Annotated in this window: 25 protein-coding genes; 21 read left to right on the top strand and 4 right to left on the bottom strand. The window is 68.8% G+C overall.

Annotated features, from left to right (window positions below; all coding sequences use genetic code 11):
• The coding region (ccsA, locus tag CA984_RS12325; protein ID WP_108724566.1) for a cytochrome c biogenesis protein CcsA at nt 1–746 on the top strand (746 nt) is incomplete at its 5' end.
• A 91-nt stretch (nt 747–837) separates the two neighbouring features.
• On the opposite strand, the gene CA984_RS12330 is transcribed toward ccsA, so the two are convergent.
• Entirely contained in the window at nt 838–1,137 is a 300-nt protein-coding gene (locus tag CA984_RS12330) for a PLD nuclease N-terminal domain-containing protein (protein WP_423229303.1), read from the bottom strand.
• A gap of 112 nt (nt 1,138–1,249) precedes the next feature.
• Here CA984_RS12330 and CA984_RS12335 point away from each other — a divergent pair, with 112 nt between their 5' ends.
• Nucleotides 1,250–2,086 carry a hypothetical protein gene (locus CA984_RS12335; protein ID WP_086571417.1) on the top strand — a complete coding sequence of 279 codons (837 nt, stop codon included), beginning with the start codon at nt 1,250–1,252 and terminating at the stop codon, nt 2,084–2,086.
• A gap of 10 nt (nt 2,087–2,096) precedes the next feature.
• Nucleotides 2,097–2,336 (top strand): hypothetical protein, encoded by a 240-nt coding sequence (locus CA984_RS12340; protein WP_012887348.1) that lies wholly within the window; start codon nt 2,097–2,099, stop codon nt 2,334–2,336.
• A 139-nt stretch (nt 2,337–2,475) separates the two neighbouring features.
• On the opposite strand, the gene CA984_RS12345 is transcribed toward CA984_RS12340, so the two are convergent.
• Nucleotides 2,476–2,715 carry a BldC family transcriptional regulator gene (locus CA984_RS12345; protein WP_012887349.1) on the bottom strand — a complete coding sequence of 80 codons (240 nt, stop codon included), beginning with the start codon at nt 2,713–2,715 and terminating at the stop codon, nt 2,476–2,478.
• A 261-nt stretch (nt 2,716–2,976) separates the two neighbouring features.
• Between CA984_RS12345 and CA984_RS12350 the strand changes: the two genes are divergently transcribed.
• A complete protein-coding gene (locus CA984_RS12350) occupies nt 2,977–3,174 on the top strand; it encodes a DUF4229 domain-containing protein (protein WP_086571420.1) in 198 nt (65 codons plus the stop codon).
• Here the strand turns inward: CA984_RS12350 and CA984_RS12355 are convergent, their stop codons facing one another.
• Nucleotides 3,175–4,431: a hypothetical protein gene (locus CA984_RS12355; protein WP_086571422.1), complete on the bottom strand. Its 1,257-nt coding sequence runs from the start codon at nt 4,429–4,431 to the stop codon at nt 3,175–3,177.
• Nucleotides 4,432–4,509: 78 nt separating this feature from the next.
• On the opposite strand from CA984_RS12355, the gene CA984_RS12360 reads away from it, so the two are divergent.
• From CA984_RS12360 to CA984_RS12440, 17 genes are all read left to right on the top strand, one after another.
• Nucleotides 4,510–5,235: a demethylmenaquinone methyltransferase gene (locus CA984_RS12360; RefSeq protein WP_086571424.1), complete on the top strand. Its 726-nt coding sequence runs from the start codon at nt 4,510–4,512 to the stop codon at nt 5,233–5,235.
• A 149-nt stretch (nt 5,236–5,384) separates the two neighbouring features.
• Nucleotides 5,385–6,662 carry a geranylgeranyl reductase family protein gene (locus CA984_RS12365; protein WP_031169664.1) on the top strand — a complete coding sequence of 426 codons (1,278 nt, stop codon included), beginning with the start codon at nt 5,385–5,387 and terminating at the stop codon, nt 6,660–6,662.
• Nucleotides 6,663–6,782: 120 nt separating this feature from the next.
• Nucleotides 6,783–7,142 carry an NADH-quinone oxidoreductase subunit A gene (locus CA984_RS12370; RefSeq protein ID WP_031169666.1) on the top strand — a complete coding sequence of 120 codons (360 nt, stop codon included), beginning with the start codon at nt 6,783–6,785 and terminating at the stop codon, nt 7,140–7,142.
• A 2-nt stretch (nt 7,143–7,144) separates the two neighbouring features.
• On the top strand, nt 7,145–7,696 hold the full coding sequence (locus CA984_RS12375) for a NuoB/complex I 20 kDa subunit family protein (protein ID WP_086571426.1): 552 nt from the start codon (nt 7,145–7,147) through the stop codon (nt 7,694–7,696).
• A gap of 87 nt (nt 7,697–7,783) precedes the next feature.
• Nucleotides 7,784–8,461 carry an NADH-quinone oxidoreductase subunit C gene (locus CA984_RS12380; RefSeq protein ID WP_086571428.1) on the top strand — a complete coding sequence of 226 codons (678 nt, stop codon included), beginning with the start codon at nt 7,784–7,786 and terminating at the stop codon, nt 8,459–8,461.
• A gap of 64 nt (nt 8,462–8,525) precedes the next feature.
• Nucleotides 8,526–9,851: an NADH-quinone oxidoreductase subunit D gene (locus tag CA984_RS12385; RefSeq protein ID WP_108724567.1), complete on the top strand. Its 1,326-nt coding sequence runs from the start codon at nt 8,526–8,528 to the stop codon at nt 9,849–9,851.
• On the top strand, nt 9,848–10,507 hold the full coding sequence (gene nuoE, locus CA984_RS12390) for an NADH-quinone oxidoreductase subunit NuoE (RefSeq protein WP_086571430.1): 660 nt from the start codon (nt 9,848–9,850) through the stop codon (nt 10,505–10,507). Before CA984_RS12385 ends, nuoE begins: the two co-directional genes overlap by 4 nt.
• Complete coding sequence (nuoF, locus tag CA984_RS12395) at nt 10,504–11,790, top strand: NADH-quinone oxidoreductase subunit NuoF (protein ID WP_012887359.1); 1,287 nt, start codon at nt 10,504–10,506, stop codon at nt 11,788–11,790. The genes nuoE and nuoF overlap by 4 nt, the downstream gene beginning before the upstream one ends.
• Before the next feature lie 67 nt (nt 11,791–11,857).
• Nucleotides 11,858–14,281 (top strand): NADH-quinone oxidoreductase subunit G, encoded by a 2,424-nt coding sequence (locus CA984_RS12400; RefSeq protein WP_086571432.1) that lies wholly within the window; start codon nt 11,858–11,860, stop codon nt 14,279–14,281.
• Nucleotides 14,278–15,624: an NADH-quinone oxidoreductase subunit NuoH gene (gene nuoH, locus CA984_RS12405; protein ID WP_086571434.1), complete on the top strand. Its 1,347-nt coding sequence runs from the start codon at nt 14,278–14,280 to the stop codon at nt 15,622–15,624. The genes CA984_RS12400 and nuoH overlap by 4 nt, the downstream gene beginning before the upstream one ends.
• Nucleotides 15,611–16,126, top strand: coding sequence for an NADH-quinone oxidoreductase subunit NuoI (nuoI, locus tag CA984_RS12410; protein ID WP_031169693.1), 516 nt, complete (start codon nt 15,611–15,613; stop codon nt 16,124–16,126). The genes nuoH and nuoI overlap by 14 nt, the downstream gene beginning before the upstream one ends.
• Nucleotides 16,119–16,928 carry an NADH-quinone oxidoreductase subunit J gene (locus CA984_RS12415; protein WP_086571436.1) on the top strand — a complete coding sequence of 270 codons (810 nt, stop codon included), beginning with the start codon at nt 16,119–16,121 and terminating at the stop codon, nt 16,926–16,928. Before nuoI ends, CA984_RS12415 begins: the two co-directional genes overlap by 8 nt.
• A complete protein-coding gene (nuoK, locus tag CA984_RS12420; RefSeq protein ID WP_012887364.1) occupies nt 16,925–17,221 on the top strand; it encodes an NADH-quinone oxidoreductase subunit NuoK in 297 nt (98 codons plus the stop codon). The genes CA984_RS12415 and nuoK overlap by 4 nt, the downstream gene beginning before the upstream one ends.
• Before the next feature lie 70 nt (nt 17,222–17,291).
• Nucleotides 17,292–19,154, top strand: a complete 1,863-nt coding sequence (nuoL, locus tag CA984_RS12425) for an NADH-quinone oxidoreductase subunit L (RefSeq protein ID WP_242675909.1) — start codon at nt 17,292–17,294, stop codon at nt 19,152–19,154.
• Nucleotides 19,154–20,683 carry an NADH-quinone oxidoreductase subunit M gene (locus CA984_RS12430; protein ID WP_086571440.1) on the top strand — a complete coding sequence of 510 codons (1,530 nt, stop codon included), beginning with the start codon at nt 19,154–19,156 and terminating at the stop codon, nt 20,681–20,683. The genes nuoL and CA984_RS12430 overlap by 1 nt, the downstream gene beginning before the upstream one ends.
• A complete protein-coding gene (nuoN, locus tag CA984_RS12435; RefSeq protein ID WP_086571442.1) occupies nt 20,680–22,230 on the top strand; it encodes an NADH-quinone oxidoreductase subunit NuoN in 1,551 nt (516 codons plus the stop codon). The genes CA984_RS12430 and nuoN overlap by 4 nt, the downstream gene beginning before the upstream one ends.
• Nucleotides 22,231–22,244: 14 nt before the next feature.
• Entirely contained in the window at nt 22,245–23,240 is a 996-nt protein-coding gene (locus tag CA984_RS12440) for a polyprenyl synthetase family protein (RefSeq protein WP_086571444.1), read from the top strand.
• 131 nt (nt 23,241–23,371) lie between these two features.
• Here CA984_RS12440 and rarD read toward each other — a convergent pair whose 3' ends face one another.
• A complete protein-coding gene (gene rarD, locus CA984_RS12445; protein WP_086571447.1) occupies nt 23,372–24,280 on the bottom strand; it encodes an EamA family transporter RarD in 909 nt (302 codons plus the stop codon).
• Nucleotides 24,281–24,379 lie beyond the last annotated feature (99 nt).

Raw genomic sequence — 24,379 nt, forward strand, 5'->3', positions numbered from 1 at the left:
CGGTGAAGGCGCCGCCCGCCTGGGCGATGTGGGCCGGCCCGGTCGCGGTCGGGCTGTCCTGGCTCGGCTGGGCCGCGAACCTCGGGTCCATCCTCACCCGGGGCCTGGCCGTCGGCCGCTGGCCGTGGGGCAACATGTACGAGTTCGTGGTCGCGATGTGCTTCGCGGCGGTGAGCGCGTTCCTGTTCATGAACCTCCGCTACCGGATCCGCTTCCTCGGCGCGTTCGTCATGGTCGCCGCCACCCTCGGGCTGGGCTTCTCCGTCCGGTATCTCCAGGTGCAGGCCGGCCCGGTGGTGCCCGCGCTCAACTCCTACTGGGTGGCGATCCACGTCTCGGCGGCGATCATCGCCAGCGGCCTGTTCATCATGGCCGGCGTCTCCGGCATCCTCTACCTGGTCAGGAAGGACACCTCGGTCCGCCTGCCGTCCCTGGCGGACCTGGACCGGGTCGCGCACCGGGCCATCGTCGTCGCCTTCCCGATCTGGACCTTCGCCGTCATCGCCGGCGCGCTCTGGGCCGACAAGGCCTGGGGCCGCTACTGGGGCTGGGACCCCAAGGAGGTCTGGGCCTTCATCACCTGGATCGCCTACGCCGCCTACCTGCACGCCCGGGCCACCGCGGGCTTCAAGGGCAGGGCCGCCATGATCGTGCAGCTCATCGCCTTCGCCTGCCTGCTGTTCAACCTGGTCGGGGTGAACATCTTCCTCGGCGGCCTGCACTCCTACGCGGAGGTGCCGGGCTGATCGCGGCGCCGGGGGCCGCGACCGGGACCCGGCGGCCGGTCCGCTCCCGCGCGGCCGGCCCGCCGTACGCGCCGCCCCGGGGCTTCCGTGCCTACTCCTCGTCGCGCAGCCGCCGGTCGAGATCCTTGAGGAAGTCGGGGTCGTCGTCGGGGCCCTTCGGGGCCTCGGGCCGCGCCGGCCTGTCCTTGGGCCGGAGCGTGCGGGGCGCGTGCGGGCCGATGGGACGGCCGAGCAGCAGCCAGAACAGGCCGCCCACGGGCGGCAGCAGCACGATGATGATCACCCAAAGGAGTTTGGGCAGGTTTCGGGCCTCCTCGTCCGGCGTCGTGATGGCGTCGAACAAGCAGTAGAGCCAGAAGGCGAGCAGTGCCAGCGCGACAAGCAGGGGCATGCCCGAACTGTAAGCCATCGGGAGCCAGGGTGCGGCAAGGCCCCTGTTCCGGGTGACGGACGAAGATCCACGTCGTACGGTGGGACCGGTTGCCACTTCCCCTGGGGGCGTGATGGCGAATTCAGCGGACAAGGGCCGTCATCGACGGCGCTGGTGGCAGCGGGGCCCGTCCCAGCGCACGGAGAGTGCCGTCAGGGAAGCGCCGCGTGAGGTCCCGCCGAGTCCCGAGCGGCGGGCAGGGGCCGTGACGGCGCCGGTGGTGGACCGCCCGCAGTACACATGGCGCGACTTCGAGCTGGAGGACGAGCGTCCCCGGGCCCAGCCCAACGCTCCGGACGTCCCCGACATGGGTGACGGCCTGCGGCACTGCGGCCGCCTTGAGCGCATCCTGCACCGCCAGTGGGACTCCTGGCAGGGGCCGCCGTCGCCCGAGGTCGTGCGGGCGGTGGAGAGCCTCGCCCGGCTGCCGGACGGGCTGAAGGCCAAGCTGGCCGACGGTCTCAAGGGGATCTACGTCGGCGCGGGCGGGGTGCCCGACCTGGACGACATGGGCTACCTGCGCGGCGCGCCGCTGCCCTCCGGCCGGGCCACCTGGGACATCTGCGCCGGAGCGTACGGCGATCGCAAGATCGTGGTGGGCGACCGCCCCTCGCCCACCCCGGACGTGATGATGCACGAGGTCGGACACGCCCTGGACGACGTGGACGCGCCCCACGGGGACTGGGTGTCGGACTCCCCGGAGTTCGCCGCCCTCTACGCCCAATGCGTCCCCGTGCTGGCCTCGGGGTTCCACCGGCAGGCGGGGGACCTGGGCCGCAGGGAGTTCTTCGCCGACGCCTTCGCCGCCATCGCCTCCCGGCAGCGCCCCGCCCTGGTGGACATGCTCGGCGGCGACACGCGGATGGCGCTCAATGTCATGTTGTTCTTCAACCGGCGTTACGGAATCTAGGTGATCTGGGATGTACGTCATCCGGCTCGCTGACGGGACTCTGCGGGTGCCGCAGAGCCTGTCCAGCGATGACGGGCGTCTGATCGGCAACGCGTACGTGGAGCTCTCACCGGGGGATCCGGACTACGACCGCTGGCTGCCCGAGGCGCTCACCGAGGAGGAGTCGGCACAGCGGCGGCGGCGCTGGCTTGAGGAGAACGACGAGCTGGAGCGGGAGTTCCTGGCCTTCAAGGCCGAACAGGACAGCTAGCGCTCGGGGCGGGGCGACTCGGCCATGGGGGAGGTCACCGGTCACGGCGCGCAGCGCGGCAACCTGTACGACTCCACGGTGACCCTGCGGCTTCCGGGTAAGGCGCGCAGGATCACCGATGGTGTGACGTCATAAGTCGTCAGACGCGCGGGGACTCGCCTGCCGGCCGTTCGGCCGTCAGTACGTCCTCTCCACGCAGAAGGGCGTGCACTTCCGATTCGCGGAAACGCCGGTGCCCTCCGGGGGTACGGATGCTGCTGATACGGCCTGCCGCGGCCCAGCGTGTAACCGTCTTTGGGTCGACCCGGAAGAGGGCGGCAACCTCTCCAGGCGTCAGCAGACGCTCGCTGCTACTCTCCACAATCTCTCCCCCTCGCATCCCGCTTCCTGCCAGCGGGCGGACAGGTAACCAGTGTGCCGAGCGAAGCCTGATTTATCCGTGCTTTTCATCAAAGATCACGGGTTGTTATCGACTGACTGCCCGATTGTTATATGATAGAGCCTCTTTGAGACTCTCGTGGTTGTTTCTTTACGAAACTGATCTGTTGGGCACACTAGCAGTGCTCGTGCTCGGTGCGAAGGGCGTCCGCTACGTCTTCATCTCGTGCTCATACGGACAGAGTGACGTAACCTCGACGCTGTGCATCCCGTCTTCGTTTACACCGCGTCCCGAGTAGGTCTGCTGGCCGTGACCCTCGGTGTGCTCTATCTCCTCGGCCTACGCCAGCCATTGATCCTTCTGGTCGCCGCATTCCTGGTCAGTGGCGTGGCCAGTTACGTCCTGCTGTCCAAGCAGCGCGACGCGGTGAGTGAGCGAATCTCCAAGAATCGGGAGTGATCACGGCAACGGGAACATGCCGACTCGGGCATGGTACTCGTGACCAAGCCGCGTTGTGTCGCTACCAACCAGTAGCCCACCCCGGTGGGCCAGGAATGCCTTGACGCCGATTCCGCGCTCTCTAGTCGGATTCCACTTCAAGGCCTTCCCGGTCCGCGGATGGATCGCTCCGATGCCCGGCCGCCGCACGGCTCCCGGGCCGGCCGAATCGCGGCCGAGGGGGTTGTCCAGCCAGCGCTGGTGGCCGCCCACGTAGACGGCCGCCCCGGTGACCGCCACCGAGTAGAGCGAGTCGCCGCCGGTGTGGTTGACCCATGTCGCCCTCACCTCGCCCCGGGTGTAGGTCTCGAAGCGCGCGGCGGTGTCGCACATCTTCCCCGCCCCCGCGGGACCGCCGGTCGTGACGACCGCGAAGTAGCTGCCGTCGGGGGCGAAGTCCAGGCCTCGCACGTAGCTGGGGAAGACGTCCAGGCATCTGCCCGCGTAGGCGTCGGTCCGCCAGTCGGCGACCCTCGCGGGCAGCGTGCCGACGTCGATCAGGCCGAGCTGGGGCCGCGACAGCCCGTCGAGGGTGGTGAAGTTGCCGTCGACGGCCAGCCGGTCCCCGCTGAGGGAGATCGACTGCACCTTGGTCCGGCCGCCGCGGGGCGTGCCCGGCCGTACGGCGAAGTCCGGATCCACGGCGCCGGTGGCGGCGTCCAGCCGGGCGAGAGCCACGCGGAAGACGTGGCCCACCCCGGTGAAGTCGCCGCCCACGTAGAGGCGGGAGCCGCCCCGGGCCAGGCTGGTGACCGTGCCCCCGTAGACCTGGGCGTCGAAGCCGGTCACCGGCGCGCCGTCGGACAGGCGCAGAAGGGCCAGGCCCCGGGTCCGCGCGTCGCCGGCCACCGCGAACTCGCCGCCCGCGTAGACGGTGCCGCCGGCGCCCGCGGCCAGGGCGTGGACCGGACGGTCGAGGTAGGGGGCGAAACCGGGCACGACCCGCCCGCTGGCCAGGTCGTAGGCGAAGATGTTGTCACGTTCCAGGGTCTCCGTGCTCCCGGCGTCGCGGACCCGGCCGAACGAGCCGCCGACCACGACCGTGCCGCCCACCAGGGCGATGGCGTTGACGATCCCGTCGAGCACGTGCGGGGTGGTGTTCACCGGGTCGGCCGAGACGACCGTGCTGTGCTCCGTGGTGCCGGCGGCGGCGACCCCGGTGAGGAACAGCGTCAAGGCCGCGGCCAGTACGGAGACGGAAGTGGTTCTGGCAAACATTCGGCAATTTCTAGCAGACTCTCGGTAATTAAGCGGCTACTTTCCGTGGATTGTCCGGGCGGGCCTAGGCTTGTCCTCATGACGCGCGCTTCGCTGGACAAGCAACCGCATGAGGTCGCCGCGATGTTCGATCGCACGGCCCGGCGCTACGACCTGGTCAATGACGTGATCTCCCTCGGCCAGGTCCGGCTGTGGCGCAAGGCGACCGCGGCGGCCGTCGACGCGGGCCCCGGCGAGCTGGTCCTCGACCTGGGCGCGGGCACCGGCACCTCCACCGACACCTTCACCGCGCTGGGAGCCCGTGCGATCGCCTCGGACTTCTCGCTCGGCATGCTCCGCACCGGCGTGCGGCGGCGCGGCGGCTCCGGCCTCTCCGGCGGAGGGGTGCGGGGCGTCACCTTCGTCGCCGGTGACGCGCTGAGACTGCCCTTCGCCGACGAGTCCTTCGACGCGGTGACCATCTCCACCGCGCTGCGGAACGTCCAGGACACCGGCCAGGCGCTGCGCGAGATGTTCCGGGTGGCCAAGCCGGGGGCGCGGCTGGTGATCCTTGAGTTCTCCCACCCGACGGCCAAGTCCTTCGACCTCGTCTACACCCAGTACCTCATGAAGCTGATGCCGCAGGCCGCCAAGTTGTTCGGCTCCAACGACGACTCCTACGAGTACCTGGCGGAGTCGATCAGGGCGTGGCCGGACCAGGCGGAGCTGGCGAAGATCATTCAGGGCGCGGGCTGGGAGCGGGTCGCCTGGCGGAACCTCGCGCTGGGTATCGTGGCGCTTCACCGTGCATATAAGCCCGCATAGAAGATTCGTCGGCGATAGCCGTACCCGACTGACACTTCGCCTCGCAAAGGGGTTAGACTTCGGGCCGACAAGTTTGTGAAGACCTTCACAAAGGAACGAAGGGCCCCTCACCCCGAGGCCGTCAAAGCTTGTAGGACAGGACAGGTCCCGTGACCGTGCCAGCCGCCATACAGCGGAATGTCGCTGAGGCTGACGCCGACGTAATCGTCGTCGGCGCCGGGCCCGCCGGTTCGACAACCGCTTTCCATCTCGCACAGGCCGGGCTCGACGTCCTGTTGCTCGAGAAGACCACATTCCCCCGCGAGAAGGTGTGCGGCGACGGGCTGACGCCCCGGGCCGTCAAACAGCTCATCGCCATGGGGATCGACATCGACGCCCCCGGCTGGGTCAGGAACAAGGGCCTGCGCGTGGTCGGCGGCGGGCTCCGTTTCGAGCTCGACTGGCCCGAGCTGTCCAGCTACCCGGACTTCGGGCTGGTCCGCACCCGGCAGGACTTCGACGAGATCCTCGCCGACAACGCGGTGCGCGGCGGCGTCCGCCTGCTGCAGGGGGTCAACGTCACCGCCCCGATCCTCGACGACCGCAGCGGCCACATCGTGGGCGTGGTCGCGAAGAAGGACGGTGAAGAGGTCTCCTACCGGTCCCGCCTGGTGGTCGCCGCCGACGGCAACTCCACCCGCATCTCCCTGGCGATGGGGCTGCACAAGCGCGAGGACCGCCCGATGGGCGTCGCCGTACGGACCTATTTCGAGAGTCCGCGCCACGACGACGACTACCTGGAGACCTGGCTGGAGCTGTGGGACGGCGACACCCTGCTGCCCGGCTACGGCTGGATCTTCGGTGTCGGCGACGGCACGTCCAACGTGGGCCTCGGGCTGCTGAACACCTCCGAGTCCTTCAAGGGCATGGACTACCGCGACCTGCTCAGGCGCTGGGTCAAGAACATGCCCCCGGAGTGGGGCTACGTCGAGGAGAACATGACCACCCCCATCAGGGGGGCGGCGCTGCCGATGGCCTTCAACCGCCAGCCGCACTACACGCGGGGCCTGGTGCTGGTCGGCGACGCGGGCGGGATGATCAACCCGTTCAACGGGGAGGGCATCGCCTACGCGATGGAGACCGGCCAGATCGCGGCCGAGACCATCGTCCAGGCGTTGGCGAGGACGACCCCCGCCCAGCGCGAGCGCGTGCTGCGCGCCTATCCTCAGACGCTGAAGGACGCCTACGGCGGCTACTTCACCCTGGGCCGGGGCTTCGTGGAGCTCATCGGGCACCGCGGCGTGATGGACTTCTTCACGCGCCACGCGCTGCCCCACCCCCACCTGATGCGGTTCGCGCTCAAGCTCCTTGCTAATCTCACCGACCGGCGAGGCGACGCGTCAGACCGCATCATCAATGCTCTGTCGAAGGTCGCGCCACCGGCATGACCACAGCAGCCGCCTCCGCACGTGGAACAGAGCGATGACCCCCCTGCATAAACTTGCACAACAAAACAACATGATGAGCTGCGCGCCGGCGCGCGTGGAGATGGGAGAGGAGGCGTAGCGATGGAGCTGTATGCACCCATCCTGGTGCTCGCCGTTCTCGCGGCGGGATTCGCGATCTTCTCAGTGACGATCGCGCCCTTCACCGGTCCCAGGCGCTGGAACCGCGCGAAACTCGACGCCTACGAGTGCGGCATCGAGCCGACGCCCCAGCCGGTCGGTGGTGGCCGCTTTCCGCTGAAGTACATGATCACCGCGATGCTGTTCATCGTCTTCGACATCGAGATCATCTTCCTCTACCCGTGGGCGGTCGCGTTCGACCAGCTCGGGATGTTCGGGTTGGTCGAGATGGTGCTGTTCATCGTCACCGTGCTCGTGGCCTACGCGTACGTGTGGCGCCGCAAGGGTCTGGACTGGGACTAGATATGGGACTTGAAGAGAAACTTCCGAGCGGGTTCATGCTCAGCACGGTCGAGCAGGTGGCCGGCTGGGCTCGCAAGAACTCCGTGTGGCCGGCGACCTTCGGTCTCGCCTGCTGTGCCATCGAGCTGATGGCCACCGGCGGTCCCAAGCACGACCTGGCGCGCTTCGGCATGGAGCGCGCTTCGGCGTCTCCGCGACAGGCCGACCTGATGATCGTGGCGGGCCGGCTGTCCCAGAAGATGGCCCCGGTGCTGCGCCAGATCTACGACCAGATGGCCGAGCCCAAGTGGGTCATCGCCATGGGCGTCTGCGCCTCCAGCGGCGGCATGTTCAACAACTACGCCATCGTGCAGGGCGTGGACCACGTCGTCCCCGTCGACATCTACCTGCCCGGCTGCCCGCCGCGGCCCGAGATGCTCATCGACGCGATCGTGAAGCTGCACGACAAGATCCAGAACACGAAGTTCGGCGCGCATCGCGCCAAGCAGATCGACGAGCTCGAACTGCAGGCGCTGCGGACGCTGCCGCTGATCGACCAGGGAACCGTCAAATGAGCAGGTGGAGCGAGCCCGACGCGGTGAGCGCAGTGGCCCACGAGGCACGAGTGGTCCGCGTAGCGAACGAGGAGCGGTGAGCGACTGATGAGCACGGAAAATCTCCCCGAGGTCCCGGAGGAGCCGATCGCCCATCTGGGCATGTTCGGCGCCTCGGGCTCCGGTGACACCTCCGGTTACGGCGGCCTGGTCGTACGGCGCCAGGCTCAGCTGTCCACCCCCCGCCCCTACGGCGGCTACTTCGACACCGTCGCCGACGAGCTGGAGCGCGCCCTGGGCGGCGATCTCGGCGACGCCGTCGAGCGCGTCGTCGTGGACCGCGGCGAGCTGACCTTCCACGTCAAGCGCGAGCGGCTGCTGGAGGTCGCCAGGATCCTGCGCGACGACGCCGCCCTCCGCTTCGAGCTCTCGCTCGGCGTCTCCGGCGTGCACTACCCCCATCTTGCGGGGGAGGAGCTGCGCGCGGTGATCCACCTGTGCTCGATCACGCACAACAGGCGGCTGCGCCTTGAGGTGTCCTGCCCCGACGCCGACCCGCACATCCCCTCCACCGTCTCGGTCTACCCGACCCACGACTGGCACGAGCGGGAGACCTGGGACTTCTTCGGGATCGTCTTCGACGGCCACCCGGCGCTGACCCGCATCATGATGCCCGACGACTGGGACGGTCACCCCCAGCGCAAGGACTATCCGCTGGGTGGCATCCCGGTCGAGTACCGCGGTGCCGAGATTCCCTCGCCGGACCAGAGGAGGTCGTACAAGTGAGCGAGCGCGGCGAGCGAGCCGGCAAGCAGAGCGGCATGCGCACGGAGCCGACGGAGGGGGACTCGTGAGCGCTCCGTACGAGGAGGCCACCGAGGGCAAGGTCTACACCGTCTCCGGCAACGACTGGACGGAGCTGGTCGAGACCCTCACGGGCCAGCAGGACGAGCAGCTCGTCATCAACATGGGCCCGCAGCACCCGTCCACGCACGGCGTGCTCCGCCTGGTCCTGAACCTCGACGGTGAGACGGTCACCGAGGCCCGCACGGTCATCGGCTACCTGCACACCGGCATCGAGAAGAACATGGAATTCCGGACGTGGACCCAGGGGACCACGTTCGTCACCCGCATGGACTACCTCGCGCCGATCTTCAACGAGACCGCCTACTGCCTGGGCGTGGAGAAGCTGCTCGGCATCACCGACCGGGTCCCCGAGCGGGCCCAGGCCATCCGGGTGATGATGATGGAGCTGACCCGCATCTCCTCGCACATGGTGGCCCTCGGCACCTTCGGCATGGAGCTGGGCGCGACCACGCCGATGCTCTTCGGGTTCCGCGAGCGCGAGATGGTGCTCGACGTGATGGAGTACATCACCGGCCTGCGGATGAACATGGCCTACGTCCGGCCCGGCGGCGTCTCCGTCGACCTCCCGGCCGGCGCCGTGGACAAGGTGGGCGAGCTCCTCAAGGTCATGCCGGGGCGCATCAAGGACATGCGCAAGTTGCTGGACGCGAACCCGGTCTACCTGGCCCGGACCAAGGACGTCGCCTACCTCGATCTCACCGGTTGCATGGCGCTGGGCGTCACCGGCCCGATGCTGCGGGCCGCGGGCCTGCCCTGGGACCTGCGCAAGTCGCAGCCCTACTGCGGCTACGAGACCTACGAGTTCGACGTCCCGACCGAGAGGACCGCCGACGTCTACGGCCGCTACCTCGTGCGCGTGGCCGAGATGGAGGAGTCCCTCAAGATCATTGAGCAGGCTCTGGACCGCCTGTCCGGCCCGCTCAAGGGCGGCCGCGTGATGGTGGACGACAAGAAGATCGGCTGGCCCGCGCAGCTCGCACTGGGCCCCGACGGTCTCGGCAACTCGCCCGACCACATCGCGCACATCATGAGCGGCTCGATGGAAGCGCTGATCCACCACTTCAAGCTGGTGACCGAGGGCTTCCGGGTCCCGGCGGGACAGGCCTTCGCCTCGGTCGAGTCGCCCCGCGGCGAGCTCGGCGCCCACGTGGTCAGCGACGGCGGCACCCGGCCCTACCGCGTGCACTTCCGCGACCCGTCCTTCACGAACCTGCAGGCCATGCCGGCGACGTGTGAGGGCGGCATGGTCGCCGACGTCATCTCGGCAGTGGCTTCGATCGACCCCGTCATGGGAGGTGTGGACCGGTGACCTATACACCGGAAGTCCGCGAGCGTCTGGAGCAGGACGCCAAGGAGATCATCGGCCGCTATCCCAAGCCCAGGTCGGCCCTGCTGCCCCTGCTGCACCTGGTGCAGTCGGAGGACGGCTACGTCTCCGACGCCGGCCAGGAGTTCTGCGCCGAGATGCTCGGCCTGAGCAAGGCCGAGGTCGTGGGCGTGTCCACCTTCTACACGATGTACAAGCGCAGGCCGATGGGCGACTACCACGTCGGCGTGTGCATCAACACGCTGTGCGCGGTCATGGGCGGCGACCAGATCTGGGACGAGCTCTCCGAGCACGCCGGCGTCGGCCACGACGAGACGACCCCGGACGGGAAGGTCTCGCTGGAGCGGCTGGAGTGCAACGCCGCCTGCGACTTCGCCCCGGTGATGATGGTCAACTGGGAGTTCTTCGACAACCAGACCCCCGCATCGGCCAAGCAGCTCGTCGACGACCTGAGGGACGGCAAGGAGATCTCGCCGACCCGTGGCCCGAAGAAGCTCTGCACCTTCAAGGAGGCCTCACGGGTGCTGTCCGGCCTGCCTGACGGCCTGGCCGCTGACGGTCCCTCGGCGAGCGGTCCCTCACTGGAGGGCCTCAAGATCGCCAAGGCCAACGGATGGAAGGCCCCAGAGGCACCATGACGACTCTCACCCCGGTCCTCACCGCGAACTGGGACCAGCCCAACTCCTTCACCCTGGAGGGCTACGGCGACTACTCGGCGGCCAGGAAGGCGCTGGGCATGGACCCCGACGCCGTCATCCAGGCCGTCAAGGACTCCGGCCTCCGCGGCCGCGGAGGCGCGGGCTTCCCCACCGGCATGAAGTGGGGCTTCATCCCGCAGGGCGACGGCAAGCCGCACTACCTGGTGGTCAACGCCGACGAGTCCGAGCCGGGCACCTGCAAGGACATCCCGCTGATGATGGCCAACCCGCACTCGCTGGTCGAGGGCATCATCATCACGTCCTACGCGATCCGCGCCAACCACGCCTTCATCTACGTGCGCGGCGAGGTGCTGCACGTCATCCGCCGCCTGCAGGCGGCCGTGGCCGAGGCCTACGACAAGGGCCTGCTCGGCAAGGACCTCTTCGGCTCCGGCTTCGACCTGGAGCTCGTGGTCCACAGCGGAGCGGGCGCCTACATCTGCGGCGAGGAGACGGCGCTGCTCGACTCGCTGGAGGGCTATCGCGGCCAACCTCGGCTCAAGCCCCCCTTCCCCGCCGTGGCGGGCCTTTACGCCTCGCCGACTGTCGTGAACAACGTGGAGTCGGTGGCCAGTGTTCCCTCGATCATCTCCAACGGGGCCGAGTGGTTCGCGGGGATGGGCACCGAGAAGTCCAAGGGCTTCGGCATCTTCTCGCTGAGCGGCCACGTCACCCGGCCCGGCCAGTACGAGGCTCCGCTCGGCATCACGCTGCGCGAGCTGCTCGACATGGCCGGCGGCATCCGCGAAGGGCACCAGATCAAGTTCTGGACCCCCGGCGGATCGAGCACCCCGATCTTCACCGACGAGCACCTGGACGTCCCGCTCGACTTCGAGTCGGTCGGGGCCAAGGGCTCCATGCTCGGCACCCGGGCCCTGCAGATCTTCGACGAGACCACCTGCGTGGTCCGCGCCGTGCTGCGGTGGACCGAGTTCTACGCGCACGAGTCCTGCGGCAAGTGCACTCCCTGCCGGGAGGGCACCTACTGGCTCAAGCAGGTGCTCAAGCGGCTGGAGAAGGGGCAGGGCACCGAGGAGGACCTGACCACGATCACCGACATCGCCGACAACATCCTGGGCCGCTCCTTCTGCGCCCTGGGCGACGGTGCCACCAGCCCCATCCACTCGTCGGTGAAGTACTTCCGCGACGAGTACCTCAAGCACTTCGAGATCGGCGGCTGCCCGTTCGATCACGCTCCGTCCACGGTGTGGGGGACCAAGTGAGCGAGCGGAGCGAGGCAACCAGCAAGCACAGCACCGTTTCGGTCATGGGGCCGACGGAGGAGGCGCCATGACCGTCGAAGCGACGACCCCGGCCCAGGCGCCGGTAGACCTGGTGACCGTCACGATCGACGGTTTCCAGGTGAGCGTCCCCAAGGGAACGATGATCATCCGGGCGGCCGAGCTGCTCGGCATCCAGATCCCCCGGTTCTGCGACCACCCGCTCCTGGAGCCGGCGGCCAACTGCCGCCAGTGCCTGGTGGACATCCCGGACGCGGGCAACGGCCGGGGCTTCCCGAAGCCGCAGCCGTCCTGCGCCATCGAGGTCGCGCCGGGCATGGTCATCCAGACCCAGCTCACCTCCCCGGTCGCGGAGAAGGCCCAGCGCGGTGTCATGGAGCTGCTGCTCCTGAACCACCCGCTGGACTGCCCGGTCTGCGACAAGGGCGGCGAGTGCCCGCTGCAGAACCAGGCCATGTCCAACGGCCAGGGCGAGAGCCGTTTCCAGGAGAAGAAGCGCACCTTCGACAAGCCGGTGGCGCTCTCCACCGAGGTGCTGCTCGACCGCGAGCGCTGCGTCCAGTGCGCCCGCTGCATCCGCTTCTCCGATGAGATCGCCGGTGACCCGCTCATCGACTTCTTCGAGCGCGGGGCCAAGGAGCAGGTCGGCGCCGCCAACGGCGAGCCGTTCGAGTCCTACTTCTCGGGCAACACCGTCCAGATCTGCCCCGTGGGCGCGCTGACCGGCGCCGCCTACCGGTTCCAGGCCCGCCCGTTCGACCTGGTCTCCACGCCCAGCGCGTGCGAGCACTGCGCCAGCGGCTGCTCCCTCCGCACCGACCACCGCCGGGGCAAGGTCACCCGCCGGCTGGCCGGGGACGACCCGGAGGTCAACGAGGAGTGGAACTGCGACAAGGGCCGCTGGGCCTTCACCTACACCACCCAGCCCGACCGGCTGAAGACCCCCCTCGTCCGTGACGAGGAGGGCCGTCTGGTGCCGGCCTCCTGGCCCGAGGCGCTCGCCGCCGCGGCCCAGGGCCTGGCCGCGGCCCGCGGCAGCGCCGGCGTGCTCGTCGGTGGCCGCGTCACCGTCGAGGAGGCCTACGGCTACGCCAAGTTCGCCCGGATCGCGCTCGGCACCAACGACGTCGACTTCCGGTCCCGGCCCCACTCCGCGGAGGAGGCGCAGTTCCTCGCGCACGCCGTCGCGGGCAAGGGCATCGAGATCCGCTACCGCGACCTGGAGAAGGCCCCGGCCGTGCTCCTGGTGGGCTTCGAGCCCGAGGACGAGTCGCCGATCGTCTTCCTCCGCCTGCGCAAGGCGTGGCGGAAGAAGGGCGTGAAGGTCTTCTCGATCGCTCCGTTCGCCGGCGAGGGCCTGGCCAAGATGGGCGGCACGCTGGTGCGCACGCTGCCCGGCGCCGAGGCCGCGGCCGTCGAGGACCTGATCTCGGGTGTCTCGCCGATCGCCGAGGCCGTCAAGCAGCCGGGCGTGATCATCCTCGCCGGTGAGCGGCTCGCCACCGCGCCGGGCGCGCTGTCCGCGCTGGTACGGCTGGCCGACGCCAGCGGCGCCCGCCTGGGCTGGGTCCCGCGCCGCGCCGGTGAGCGCGGTGCGATCGAGGCCGGAGCGCTGCCGAACCTGCTGCCGATCGGCCGCCCGGCCGACGACGCCGCCGCCCGCGCCGAAGTGGCCCGGGTGTGGAACGTCGCCTCGCTCCCCGACGCCCCGGGCCGCGACACCTCCGCCATCCTGGCGGCGGCGCTGAACGGGGAGCTCGACGCCCTCGTCGTCGCCGGTGTCGACCCCAACGACCTGGCCGACCCCGAGGCCGCCCTCGCGGCCCTGGAGAACACCCCGTTCATCGTGAGCCTGGAGCAGCGCGCCAGCGCGGTCACCGACCGCGCCGACGTGGTGCTGCCGGTCGCCACGGTGAGCGAGAAGTCCGGCACGTTCGTCAACTGGGAGGGCCGCGGCCGTACGTTCGAGGAGGCGCTCGCGGTCCCCGGGATCATGAGCGACCTGCGGACCATCGCCGCGATCGCCGACCACATGGACGTGCACCTCGGCCTCCCGGACCCCGCCGCCGCCCGCCGCGAGCTCGGCTCGATCGGCGCGTGGCGCGGCTCCCGGGCCGCCGCCCCGGCCGTGAGCGCCCGGACGGCCGCCGCCCCGAAGGCCGGCGAGGCGTTCCTGGCCACCTGGCACCTGCTGCTYGACGACGGCCGCCTGCAGGACGGCGAGCCGTACCTGGCGGGGACCGCCCGGACGGGTGAGGCGCTGGTGTCGGCGGCCACCGCGGCCGAGTCAGGCGTCGCCGACGGCGACAAGATCATCGTCACCACCGAGCAGGGCTCGCTGAGCCTGCCGGTGCGGATCGCCGACCTGCCCGACCGGGTGGTGTGGCTGCCGTCGAACTCCGCCGGCCGCTCGGTGACCCGTGACCTGTGCGCCACGGCCGGTGACATCGTCAAGATCGGGAGTGCCTCATGAGGACTCTTCTCGTAGCGGCCGATCCGACCCTTGCCGACTTCGGCAAGGATCCGCTCTGGATCAGCATCATCAAGGCCGCCGTCATCTTCATCGTCCTGATGCTGGGCGTGCTCTTCGGCGTGTGGTTCGAGCGCAAGCTGATCTCCCGCATGCAGAACCGGTACGGCCCCAACCGGGCCGGGAAGTTCGGCCTGCTGCAGTCGGTGGCCGACGGACTGAAGATGGGTCTCAAGGAAGACCTGATGCCGCGGACCGTGGACAAGGTGATCTACTTCATCGCCCCGGTCGTCCTCGCGGTCCCCGCCTTCCTGGCCTTCTCGGTCATCCCCATGGGGCCCATGGTCTCGATGTTCGGCGTCACGACGCCGCTGCAGCTCACCGACCTGCCGGTCGCGGTGCTGCTGGTGCTGGCGATGGCCTCGATCGGCGTGTACGGCATCGTGCTCGCCGGTTGGGGATCGCGCTCGCCGTACACGATCCTGGGCGGCCTGCGGGCCAGCGCGCAGGTGGTCTCCTACGAGATCGCGATGGGTCTGTCGTTCGTGGGCGTCTTCCTGTTCGCGGGGACGCTGTCCACCTCGGAGATCGTCAGCGCGCAGGCGTCCGGCGGCACGTTCCCGCTCGGCGGTCTCAACATCCCCATGCCCTCGTGGTACATGATCCTGCTGATCCCGTCCTTCCTGATCTACATCGTCACGATGCTGGGCGAGACCAACCGGGTCCCCTTCGACCTGCCCGAGGGCGAGGGCGAGCTGGTCGGCGGCTTCCAGACCGAGTACTCCAACTCGCTGAAGTTCGCGGTCATCATGCTCGCCGAGTACGTCAACGTCTTCGTGGTCTCGGCCGTGTCGATCACCCTGTTCATGGGCGGCTGGCGGGCCCCGTTCCCGATCTCCATGTGGGACGGCGCGAACGCCGGCTGGTGGCCGCTGCTGTGGTTCTTCCTCAAGATGGTGCTGGTCTTCTCCTTCTTCATCTGGTGCCGCGCCTCGCTGCCGCGAGTCCGCTACGACCAGCTCATGGCCCTCGGCTGGAAGATCCTCATCCCGATCAACCTCGGCTGGATCCTCCTGGTCGCCACCGTCCGGGCCATGCAGATGGAGAGCGCCAACAAGTCGCTGGTGCTGATCCTGGCCGCGATCGTGCTCATCGGCTGCATCGCCATCTGGTGGCGCTTCGACAGCGTGCTGCAGAAGCGCAAGGAGGAAAAGGCCGCCCAGGTCCAGGCCGAGTTCGAGCTGCTCGACGCCGAACCGGCCGCGGGTGGTTTCCCTGTGCCGCCGCTCGACCTGCCGCACTACCACGGGGTAGAGCGCAAGGAGGTTCCCAGTGGGACTAACTGATTGGCTGAATCCCGTCAAGGGGTTCGGCGTGACCTTCCACACCATGTTCAAGAAGGTCGAGACGGTCAACTACCCCGAGGAGAAGAAGCCCACTGCTCCGCGCTTCCACGGCCGGCACCAGCTCAACCGCTGGCCCGACGGCCTGGAGAAGTGCGTCGGCTGTGAGCTCTGCGCCTGGGCCTGTCCGGCCGACGCGATCTTCGTCGAGGGCGGCGACAACACCGACGAGGAGCGGTTCTCGCCGGGCGAGCGCTACGGGCGCACCTACCAGATCAACTATCTGCGGTGCATCCTGTGCGGCCTGTGCATCGAGGCCTGCCCCACCCGCGCGCTGACCATGACCAACGAGTACGAGCTCGCCGACTCCAGCCGCGAGAGCCTCATCTACACCAAGGAGATGCTCCTCGCGCCGCTCGGTCCCGGCATGGAGCTCCCCCCTCACCCCATGCGTCTGGGTGAGACGGAAGAGGACTACTACCGGCTGGGACGTAACAATGGGTGAGACCATCACGTTCTGGGTGCTGGCCGTCGTCTCGGTCTCCGCCGCCCTCGGACTCGTCTTCAGCCGCAAGGCCGTCTACTCGGCTCTCATGCTGGGCGTCGTCATGCTGTCCCTCGCGGTGCTCTACGCCGTCCAGGACGCTCCCTTCCTCGCCGCGGTGCAGATCATCGTCTACACCGGCGCGGTCATGATGCTCTTCCTGTTCGTGCTGATGCTCGTCGGCGTGGACTCCGCCGACTCGCTGGTCGAGACGATCAAGGGGCAGCGCTTCTGGGCGACCATCGCGGGCCTGGGCTTCGCCGCCCTGCTCGCCCTGGGGGCCGGCAACATGGTCTTCGCCCCCGCGAAGGGCGTCGGCGCCGTACAGGAGGCGGGCGGCAACGTTCCGGCCCTGGCCCAGCTCATCTTCACCAGGCACGTCTTCGCCTTCGAGATCACCTCGGCGCTGCTGATCACCGCCGCGCTCGGCGCGATGGTCCTGGCCCACCGCGAGCGGGTCCGCCCCAAGGCGACCCAGCGCGACCTGGCCCGCGCCCGGTTCACCGGCCCGCAGCCGTCGCCGCTGCCCGGACCGGGCACCTACGCGCTGCACAACGCCATCGACATGCCGGCGCTGCTGCCCGACGGCTCGGTCTCGCCCCAGTCGATCAACCGGGTGCTCGCCCGGCACGAGCAGGAGGACGGCGTCAGGCCGACCGACCCGGTGAAGGCCGCGCTCGTCAAGCAGGTCATCGACAAGGACGTCGCCATCGAGGAAGACGTCGCCGCGACAGAAGCGGCTCATCAGGAGGACGCCAAGTGACCACTCACTACCTGGTGCTCTCCGCGCTGCTGTTCGCGATCGGTGGCGCCGGCGTGCTGGTGCGACGCAACGCGATCGTGGTGTTCATGTGCGTGGAGCTCATGCTCAACGCCTGCAACCTCGCGTTCGTGACCTTCGCCAGGCAGCACGGCAACCTGGACGGCCAGCTCATCGCGTTCTTCGTGATGGTGGTGGCCGCGGCCGAGGTCGTGATCGGCCTTGCCATCATCGTGATGATCTTCCGAACCCGCAGGTCCGCGTCGGTGGACGACGCCAACCTGCTGAAGTACTAAGAGGTGGCCGGTGCAATCTCCTGTTGAGATCGTCCAGCACTCCGGTGGAGTGATCGGGGTCTCCTGGCTGATGATCGCGCTGCCGCTGCTCGGGGCCGCGATCCTGCTGCTCGGCGGACGCCGTACCGACCGCTGGGGCCACTTCCTCGGTGTCGCCATGTCGCTGGCCGCCTTCGTGGTGGCCGTCGTCTCCTTCGTCGAGATACTCGGTCTGCCCGAGTCGGAGCGCCGCCGGGGTATCGAGCTGTACCAGTTCATCCCCGGCATCGCCGACATGGGGCTGCTGATCGACCCGTTGTCGATCAGCTTCGCCCTGCTGATCACCGGTGTGGGCTCGCTGATCCACATCTACTCGGTCGGCTACATGTCGCACGACCCCGACCGGCGCCGGTTCTTCGCCTACCTGAACCTGTTCGTCGCGGCGATGCTCCTGCTGGTGCTGGCCGACAACTACGTCGCCCTGTTCGTCGGCTGGGAGGGCGTGGGTCTCGCGTCCTACCTGCTGATCGGGTTCTGGCAGTTCAAGCCCACCGCGGCGGCCGCCGCCAAGAAGGCCTTCATCGTCAACCGCGTCGGCGACTTCGGCCTGCTGATCGCGATCTTCACGGTCTGGACCACGTTCGGCTCGGTCGCCTTCGGTGACCTCTCCGGCGCCACCGTCAGCGAGGCGATCGGCTCCGGCGGCGCCTCGCAGGGCACGATCACCGCGATCGGCCTGCTGCTGCTCCTCGGCGCCTGCGGCAAGTCGGCCCAGCTCCCGCTGCAGTCGTGGCTGCTGGACGCGATGGAGGGCCCGACCCCGGTCTCGGCCCTCATCCACGCCGCGACCATGGTCACCGCCGGCGTCTACCTGGTCGTCCGGTCCGGCGCGTTCTTCGAGGCCGCCCCGACCGCGCAGCTCGTCGTGACGATCGTCGGCGTGGCCACACTGCTCGCCGGTGCGATCATCGGTTGCGCCAAGGACGACATCAAGAAGGGCTTGGCGGGCTCGACGATGTCGCAGATCGGCTACATGATGCTCGGCGCGGGCCTCGGCCCGGTGGGCTACGCCTTCGCCATCGCGCACCTGATCACGCACGGCTTCTTCAAGGCCAACATGTTCCTCGGCGCCGGCTCGGTCATGCACGCCATGAACGACGAGGTCGACATGCGCCGCTACGGCGGGCTGTTCTCGGTGATGAAGGTCACCGCGGTCACCTTCATCATCGGCTACCTGGCGATCATCGGCTTCCCGCTGCTGTCCGGTTACTTCACCAAGGACGGCATCATCGAGACGGCCATGGAGCACAACCAGATCCTGGGCTGGCTCGCGGTTGTGGGCGCCGGCATCACCGGCTTCTACATGTCGCGGATGATCTTCATGACCTTCTTCGGCAAGAAGCGCTGGGCCGACGACGCCCACCCGCACGAGTCGCCCTCGGTCATGACCGTGCCGCTGGTCATCCTGTCCATCGGCTCGATCTTCCTCGGCGCCTTCCTGATCCTGGACAACAGGTTCATGAAGTTCCTCGCCCCGGCCGTCGGCGCCCCCGAGGAGCTCCCCGCGTTCCACTTCGTCAGCACCGCCGGCCTGGCCACGCTCGCGCTGGTCGCCGTCGGCGCCGCGTTCGCGTGGTTCCGCTACGGCGCGGCCGAGGTGCCCCGGGTCGCCCCGCGCGGCTCCTTCCTCACCACGTTCGCCCGTCGTGACCTGTACGGCGACGCCCTGAACGAGACGCTGTTCATGCGCCCCGGCCAGTGGCTGGCCCGGATCGCGGTCTTCGTCGACAACCGCGGCATCGACGGCCTGGTCAACGGGCTGGCCGCGACGATCGGCGGGACCTCCGGGCGGCTGCGTCGCGTCCAGACCGGCTACGTCCGGTCCTACGCGTTGTCCATTCTCTTCGGTGCCGCCGTGGTCGTTGGCGCGCTGCTCTACGTAGGGAACATGTGATGCCCTGGCTCTCGATCCTGATGGCCGTGCCCGTGCTGGGCGCGGTCGGGGTCTCCCTCACCAAGAGCGACAAGCTCGCCAAGCAACTGGCCCTCGCGGTCTCGCTGGTCGTGCTGGCGCTGACCGGTGTCATGGCGGCCCAGTTCAACCCGTCCTCGGCGACGCGGTTCCAGTTCGCCGAGGTCTACGACTGGATTCCCCGCTTCGGCGTGCACTACGGCGTCGGCGTGGACGGCATCGCCCTGGTGCTGATCGCGCTGTCGGCGGTGCTCGTGCCGATCGTGATCCTGGCCTCCTGGCACGACGCCGACGGCACCGGGGCCGCGGCCCCGCCCAAGCGGTCGGTGAAGACCTACTTCGCGCTGCTGCTGGTGCTGGAAGCGATGATGATCGGCGTCTTCGCGGCGACCGACGTCTTCCTCTTCTACGTCTTCTTCGAAGCCATGCTGATCCCGATGTACTTCATGATCGGGTCGTACGGCGGCGCCCAGCGGTCCTACGCGGCCGTGAAGTTCCTGCTCTACTCGCTGTTCGGCGGGCTGCTCATGCTGGTCGCGGTGATCGCGCTCTACGTGATCGCCGACAAGGGCACGTTCATGTTCCCCGAGCTGGTCGGGGTCATCCAGGACCCGAACACGCAGAAGTGGCTGTTCCTCGGCTTCTTCATCGCCTTCGCGGTCAAGGCGCCGCTGTGGCCGTTCCACACCTGGCTGCCCGACGCGGCCGCCCAGGCCCCGGCCGGCGCCGCCGTACTGCTGGTCGGCGTGCTGGACAAGGTCGGCACCTACGGCATGCTCCGCTTCTGCCTGGAGCTGTTCCCGGACGCGGCGAAGTTCTTCACGCCGCTGGTGATCGTGCTGTCGGTCGTGGGCATCGTCTACGGCGCGATCGTGGCGATCGGCCAGACCGACATCAAGCGCCTGATCGCCTACACCTCGATCTCGCACTTCGGCTTCATCGCGCTGGGCGTCTTCGCGATGACCGCGCACGGAGGCGCGGGCGCCACCCTCTACATGGTCAACCACGGCTTCTCGACCGGCGCGCTGTTCCTGATCGCCGGATTCCTGATCTACCGCCGGGGTTCCAGTCAGATCGCCGACTACGGAGGCGTGCAGAAGGTCGCCCCGCTGCTCGCCGGCACCTTCCTGATCGCCGGCCTGTCGGGCCTCTCCCTGCCGGGCCTGTCCTCGTTCGTCAGCGAGTTCATGGTCCTGCTCGGCACCTACGAGCGCTACGCCGTCCCGGCGATCATCGCCACGAGCGGTGTGATCCTGGCGGCCATCTACATCCTGTGGATGTACCAGCGCACGATGACCGGTCCCACGGCCGAGTCGGTCAAGGGCTTCACCGACCTGAACATCCGGGAGAGATGGGTGGTGGCCCCGCTGATCGCGGTGATCATCGCCCTCGGTTTCTTCCCCAAGCCGGTGCTCGACGTGATCAACCCCGCGGTGGACCAGACGCTGTCCAACGTTCATGTGGACCAGTTCACCCCAGCCGTCGCTGACAAGAAGGGGGCCGGGCAGTGAACGGCACCATCCAAGCTCCGACGATCGAATACGCGCTGCTCTCCCCGATGCTGATCGTGTTCGGCGCGGCGATCATCGGCGTGCTGGTCGAGGCGTTCGCGCCCCGATACCTGCGCAAGTCGATCCACGTGCCGCTCACGCTGCTGGCGCTGGTCGGCGCGTTCATCACGACCATCCTGACGGCCCTGAACGGCCTGCCGGACAAGGCCGCCGCCATGGGCGCGGTCGCGGTGGACGGCCCCTCCCTGTTCATCTGGGGCATCATCCTCGTGCTGGCCTTCATCAGCGTGCTGCTGATCAACGACGACGAGCAGTTCGTCGCGCAGGCGTCGGCCGTACCGGGAAGCACCGACGAGGAGGAGGCGGTCCGCAGCGGGTTCGCCCAGACCGAGGTCTACCCGCTGGCGCTCTTCGCGGTCGGCGGCATGCTGCTCTTCCCCGCCTCCAACGACCTGCTGGTCATGTTCGTGGCCCTTGAGGTCATGTCCCTGCCGCTGTACCTGCTGTGTGGCCTGGCCCGCCGTCGCCGCCTGCTCTCGCAGGAGGCCTCGGTCAAGTACTTCCTGCTCGGCGCGTTCTCCTCGGCCTTCTTCCTGTACGGCATGGCCCTGGTGTACGGCTACGCCGGCTCGATCGAGCTGAAGGCCATCGCCGACTCGCTCAGCACGGTCACCGGCCAGGACACGCTGCTGTACATCGGCACCGCGATGCTCGGCGTCGGCCTGCTGTTCAAGATCGGTGCGGCGCCGTTCCAGGCGTGGAAGCCCGACGTCTACCAGGGCGCGCCCACCGCCATCACCGCCCTGATGGCCTCCACCGTGCTGGTGGCGGCCTTCGGCGCCCTGCTCCGGGTCTTCTGGGTCGCCCTGGGCGGCCTGGAGTGGAACTGGCAGCCGGTCATGTGGGGCGTCGCGATCCTGACCATGATCGTCGGTGCGGTCCTGGCCATCACCCAGACCGACATCAAGCGCATGCTGGCCTACTCCTCGGTCGCGCACGGGGGCTTCCTGCTCACCGGCGTGATCGCGATCGGCACCTTCGCGCAGAACACGCAGGCCCTGTCGGCCATCCTGTTCTACCTGGCCGCGTACGGCTTCACCACGGTCGGCGCCTTCGCGGTGGTCACCATGGTCCGTGACGCGGGCGGCGAGGCCGGGCACCTGTCCCGGTGGGCCGGCCTCGGCAAGCGGTCCCCGGTGCTGGCGGCCATCTTCGCCTTCTTCCTGCTGGCCTTCGCGGGCATCCCGCTGACGAGCGGCTTCTTCGGCAAGTACGCCGTGTTCGCGGCGGCGGTCTCCGGCGGCGCGCTGCCGTTGGTCATCGTGGGTGTGGTGAGTTCGGCGATCGCCGCGTTCTTCTACGTCCGCGTGATCGTGCTGATGTTCTTCAGCGAGCCGGCCGCCGACGGCCCGACCATCGCCACGCCCACCTTGGGCACCTCGGCTGTGGTCGCTCTGGCGGCAGCGGCTACCGTAGTGCTGGGGATTTTCCCGCAGCCGGTGCTCGACCTTGCGGACCAGGCTGCGTCCGCGCTGTTCATTCGTTAGAGGAGTAAGGCTTCATGGCTGCGCCACCAGTTGTTGATCTTCCGTTCGTCGACGAGCGGTTGGCGCAGGACCTCGCTAGCGGGCTGGCAGAGGTGGAGAAGCTGCTCCGGAGCTCGGTGGAGAGCGAGGACGCCTTCGTCACGGAGGCGTCCAAGCACCTCATCGAGGCGGGCGGCAAGCGGTTCCGGGCGATGCTCGTACTGCTCGCCGCCCAGTTCGGCTCGCCGGAGGCCCCGGGGGTGGTGCCCGGAGCCGTGGTCATCGAGCTGACCCACCTGGCCACGCTCTACCACGACGACGTCATGGACGAGGCGCCGGTGCGCAGGGGCTCGCCGTCGGCCAACGCCCGCTGGGACAACACCGTGGCCATCCTGACCGGCGACTACCTGTTCGCCCAGGCTTCGGAGATCCTCGCCGACCTCGGCGCCGACGTCATCCGGATCCAGGCCCAGACCTTCTCCCGCCTGGTCCGCGGTCAGATCCGTGAGACCATCGGTCCCCGCCCCGGCGAGAACCAGGTGGCCCACTACATCGACGTCCTGGCCGACAAGACCGGCTCCCTGATCGCCACCTCGGGCCGCTTCGGCGCCCTGCTGAGCGGCGCCTCACCCGAGATCGTCGACCGGCTGACCCGGGCCTGCGAGGCCATCGGGGTGGGCTGGCAGCTCGGTGACGACCTGCTCGACGTCGCCTCCGACTCCGTCGAGTCCGGCAAGACGCCCGGCACCGACCTGCGTGAGGGCATCCGGACCCTGCCGGTGCTGTACGTCCTGTCCTCCGACGCCCCCGAGGACGCCCGCCTGCGCGAGCTGCTGGCCGGTCCGGTGGCCGAGGACGACGTCGCCGAGACCCTGCGCCTGCTGCGCGCGAACCCGGCCATGGCGCGGGCCCGCGCCGAGCTGGTCGCCTGGGTCGACCGGGCCCGTGAGGACCTCTCAGGTCTCCCCGACATCCCCGCCCGCGCCGCCTACCTGGCCCTCTGCGACTACGTCGTGGAGCGCTCCGGCTGACCTCCTCCAGGAGGAAGCGGCGCTGTTCCCCTGGTCTCCCGGGCCCGTTCCTCCCGGGGAGGAAGCGGCGCTGTTCCTCGGCCTCCCGGGTCCGTTCCTCCCGGGATGGCCGGCGGCCGCGGTAACCCTTCTCAGACGGTCACGGCCTCCGGCGCCGTACGGCGGGCCGCACGGGCGGCGCGGAGGCTGTCCCAGGTGAAGACCGACAGGGCCAGCCAGACGATGGCGAACCCGGCCCAGCGGCTGGGCGGCATGACCTCCTGGACGACGAACACCCCGACGATGAACTGCAGCACCGGGGCGATGTACTGGAGCAGGCCGATCGTGGTGAGCGGGATCCGGATCGCGGCGGACGTGAAGCAGAGCAGCGGAACGGCGGTGATCACGCCACCTCCGGCCAGGAGGAGGGCGTGCCCGGCGCCCAGGGTCCCGAAGGTGGCGCCGTCCTGCCCCTGCAGGTAGACCAGGTAGCCGAGCGCGGGCAGCAGCAGCACCAGCGTCTCGATGGTCAGGCTCTCCGCGGAGCCCACCTGTGCGATCTTCTTGACCAGGCCGTAGGTGCCGAAACTGACGGCCAGCACCAGGGCGATCCATGGCAGCCGGCCGTAGTCGAGGGTGAGGACGACGACGGCCAGGGTGCCCAGCCCGACCGCGCCCCACTGCCACGGCCGCAGGCGCTCCTTGAGCAGGAAGACGCCGAAGAGCACGCTGACCAGGGGGTTGATGAAGTAGCCGAGCGCGCTCTCCACCACATGCCCGGTGTTCACCGCATAGATGTAGACACCCCAGTTGACCGTGACGATCGCGGCGGCCAGGGCGAGGAGGCCGACCTTCCTGGGGGTGCGCATGAGCTCGCGGAACCAGGACCAGTGGCGTCGCACCGCGAGAATGGCGACGACGGCGACCAGGGACCAGGCGATGCGGTGGGCCAGGATCTCCAGGGCGCCGGCCGGCTTCAGGAGCGGCCAGTACAGCGGGAACAGGCCCCACATGGTGTAGGCGGCGATGCCGTACAGGACCCCACGGCGCGATTCAGGCATGTCACCTATTTTGACTGCTTACGAAATTTAACACAAATTAGCGATTCTTGTCTTATTGTTAAGAGGCTCTAACGGGAACACCTGGGCCCGCCGGATGGT

This window comes from Streptosporangium minutum (assembly GCF_002149035.1).
GTDB classification, from domain to species: Bacteria; Actinomycetota; Actinomycetes; order Streptosporangiales; family Streptosporangiaceae; genus Streptosporangium; species Streptosporangium minutum.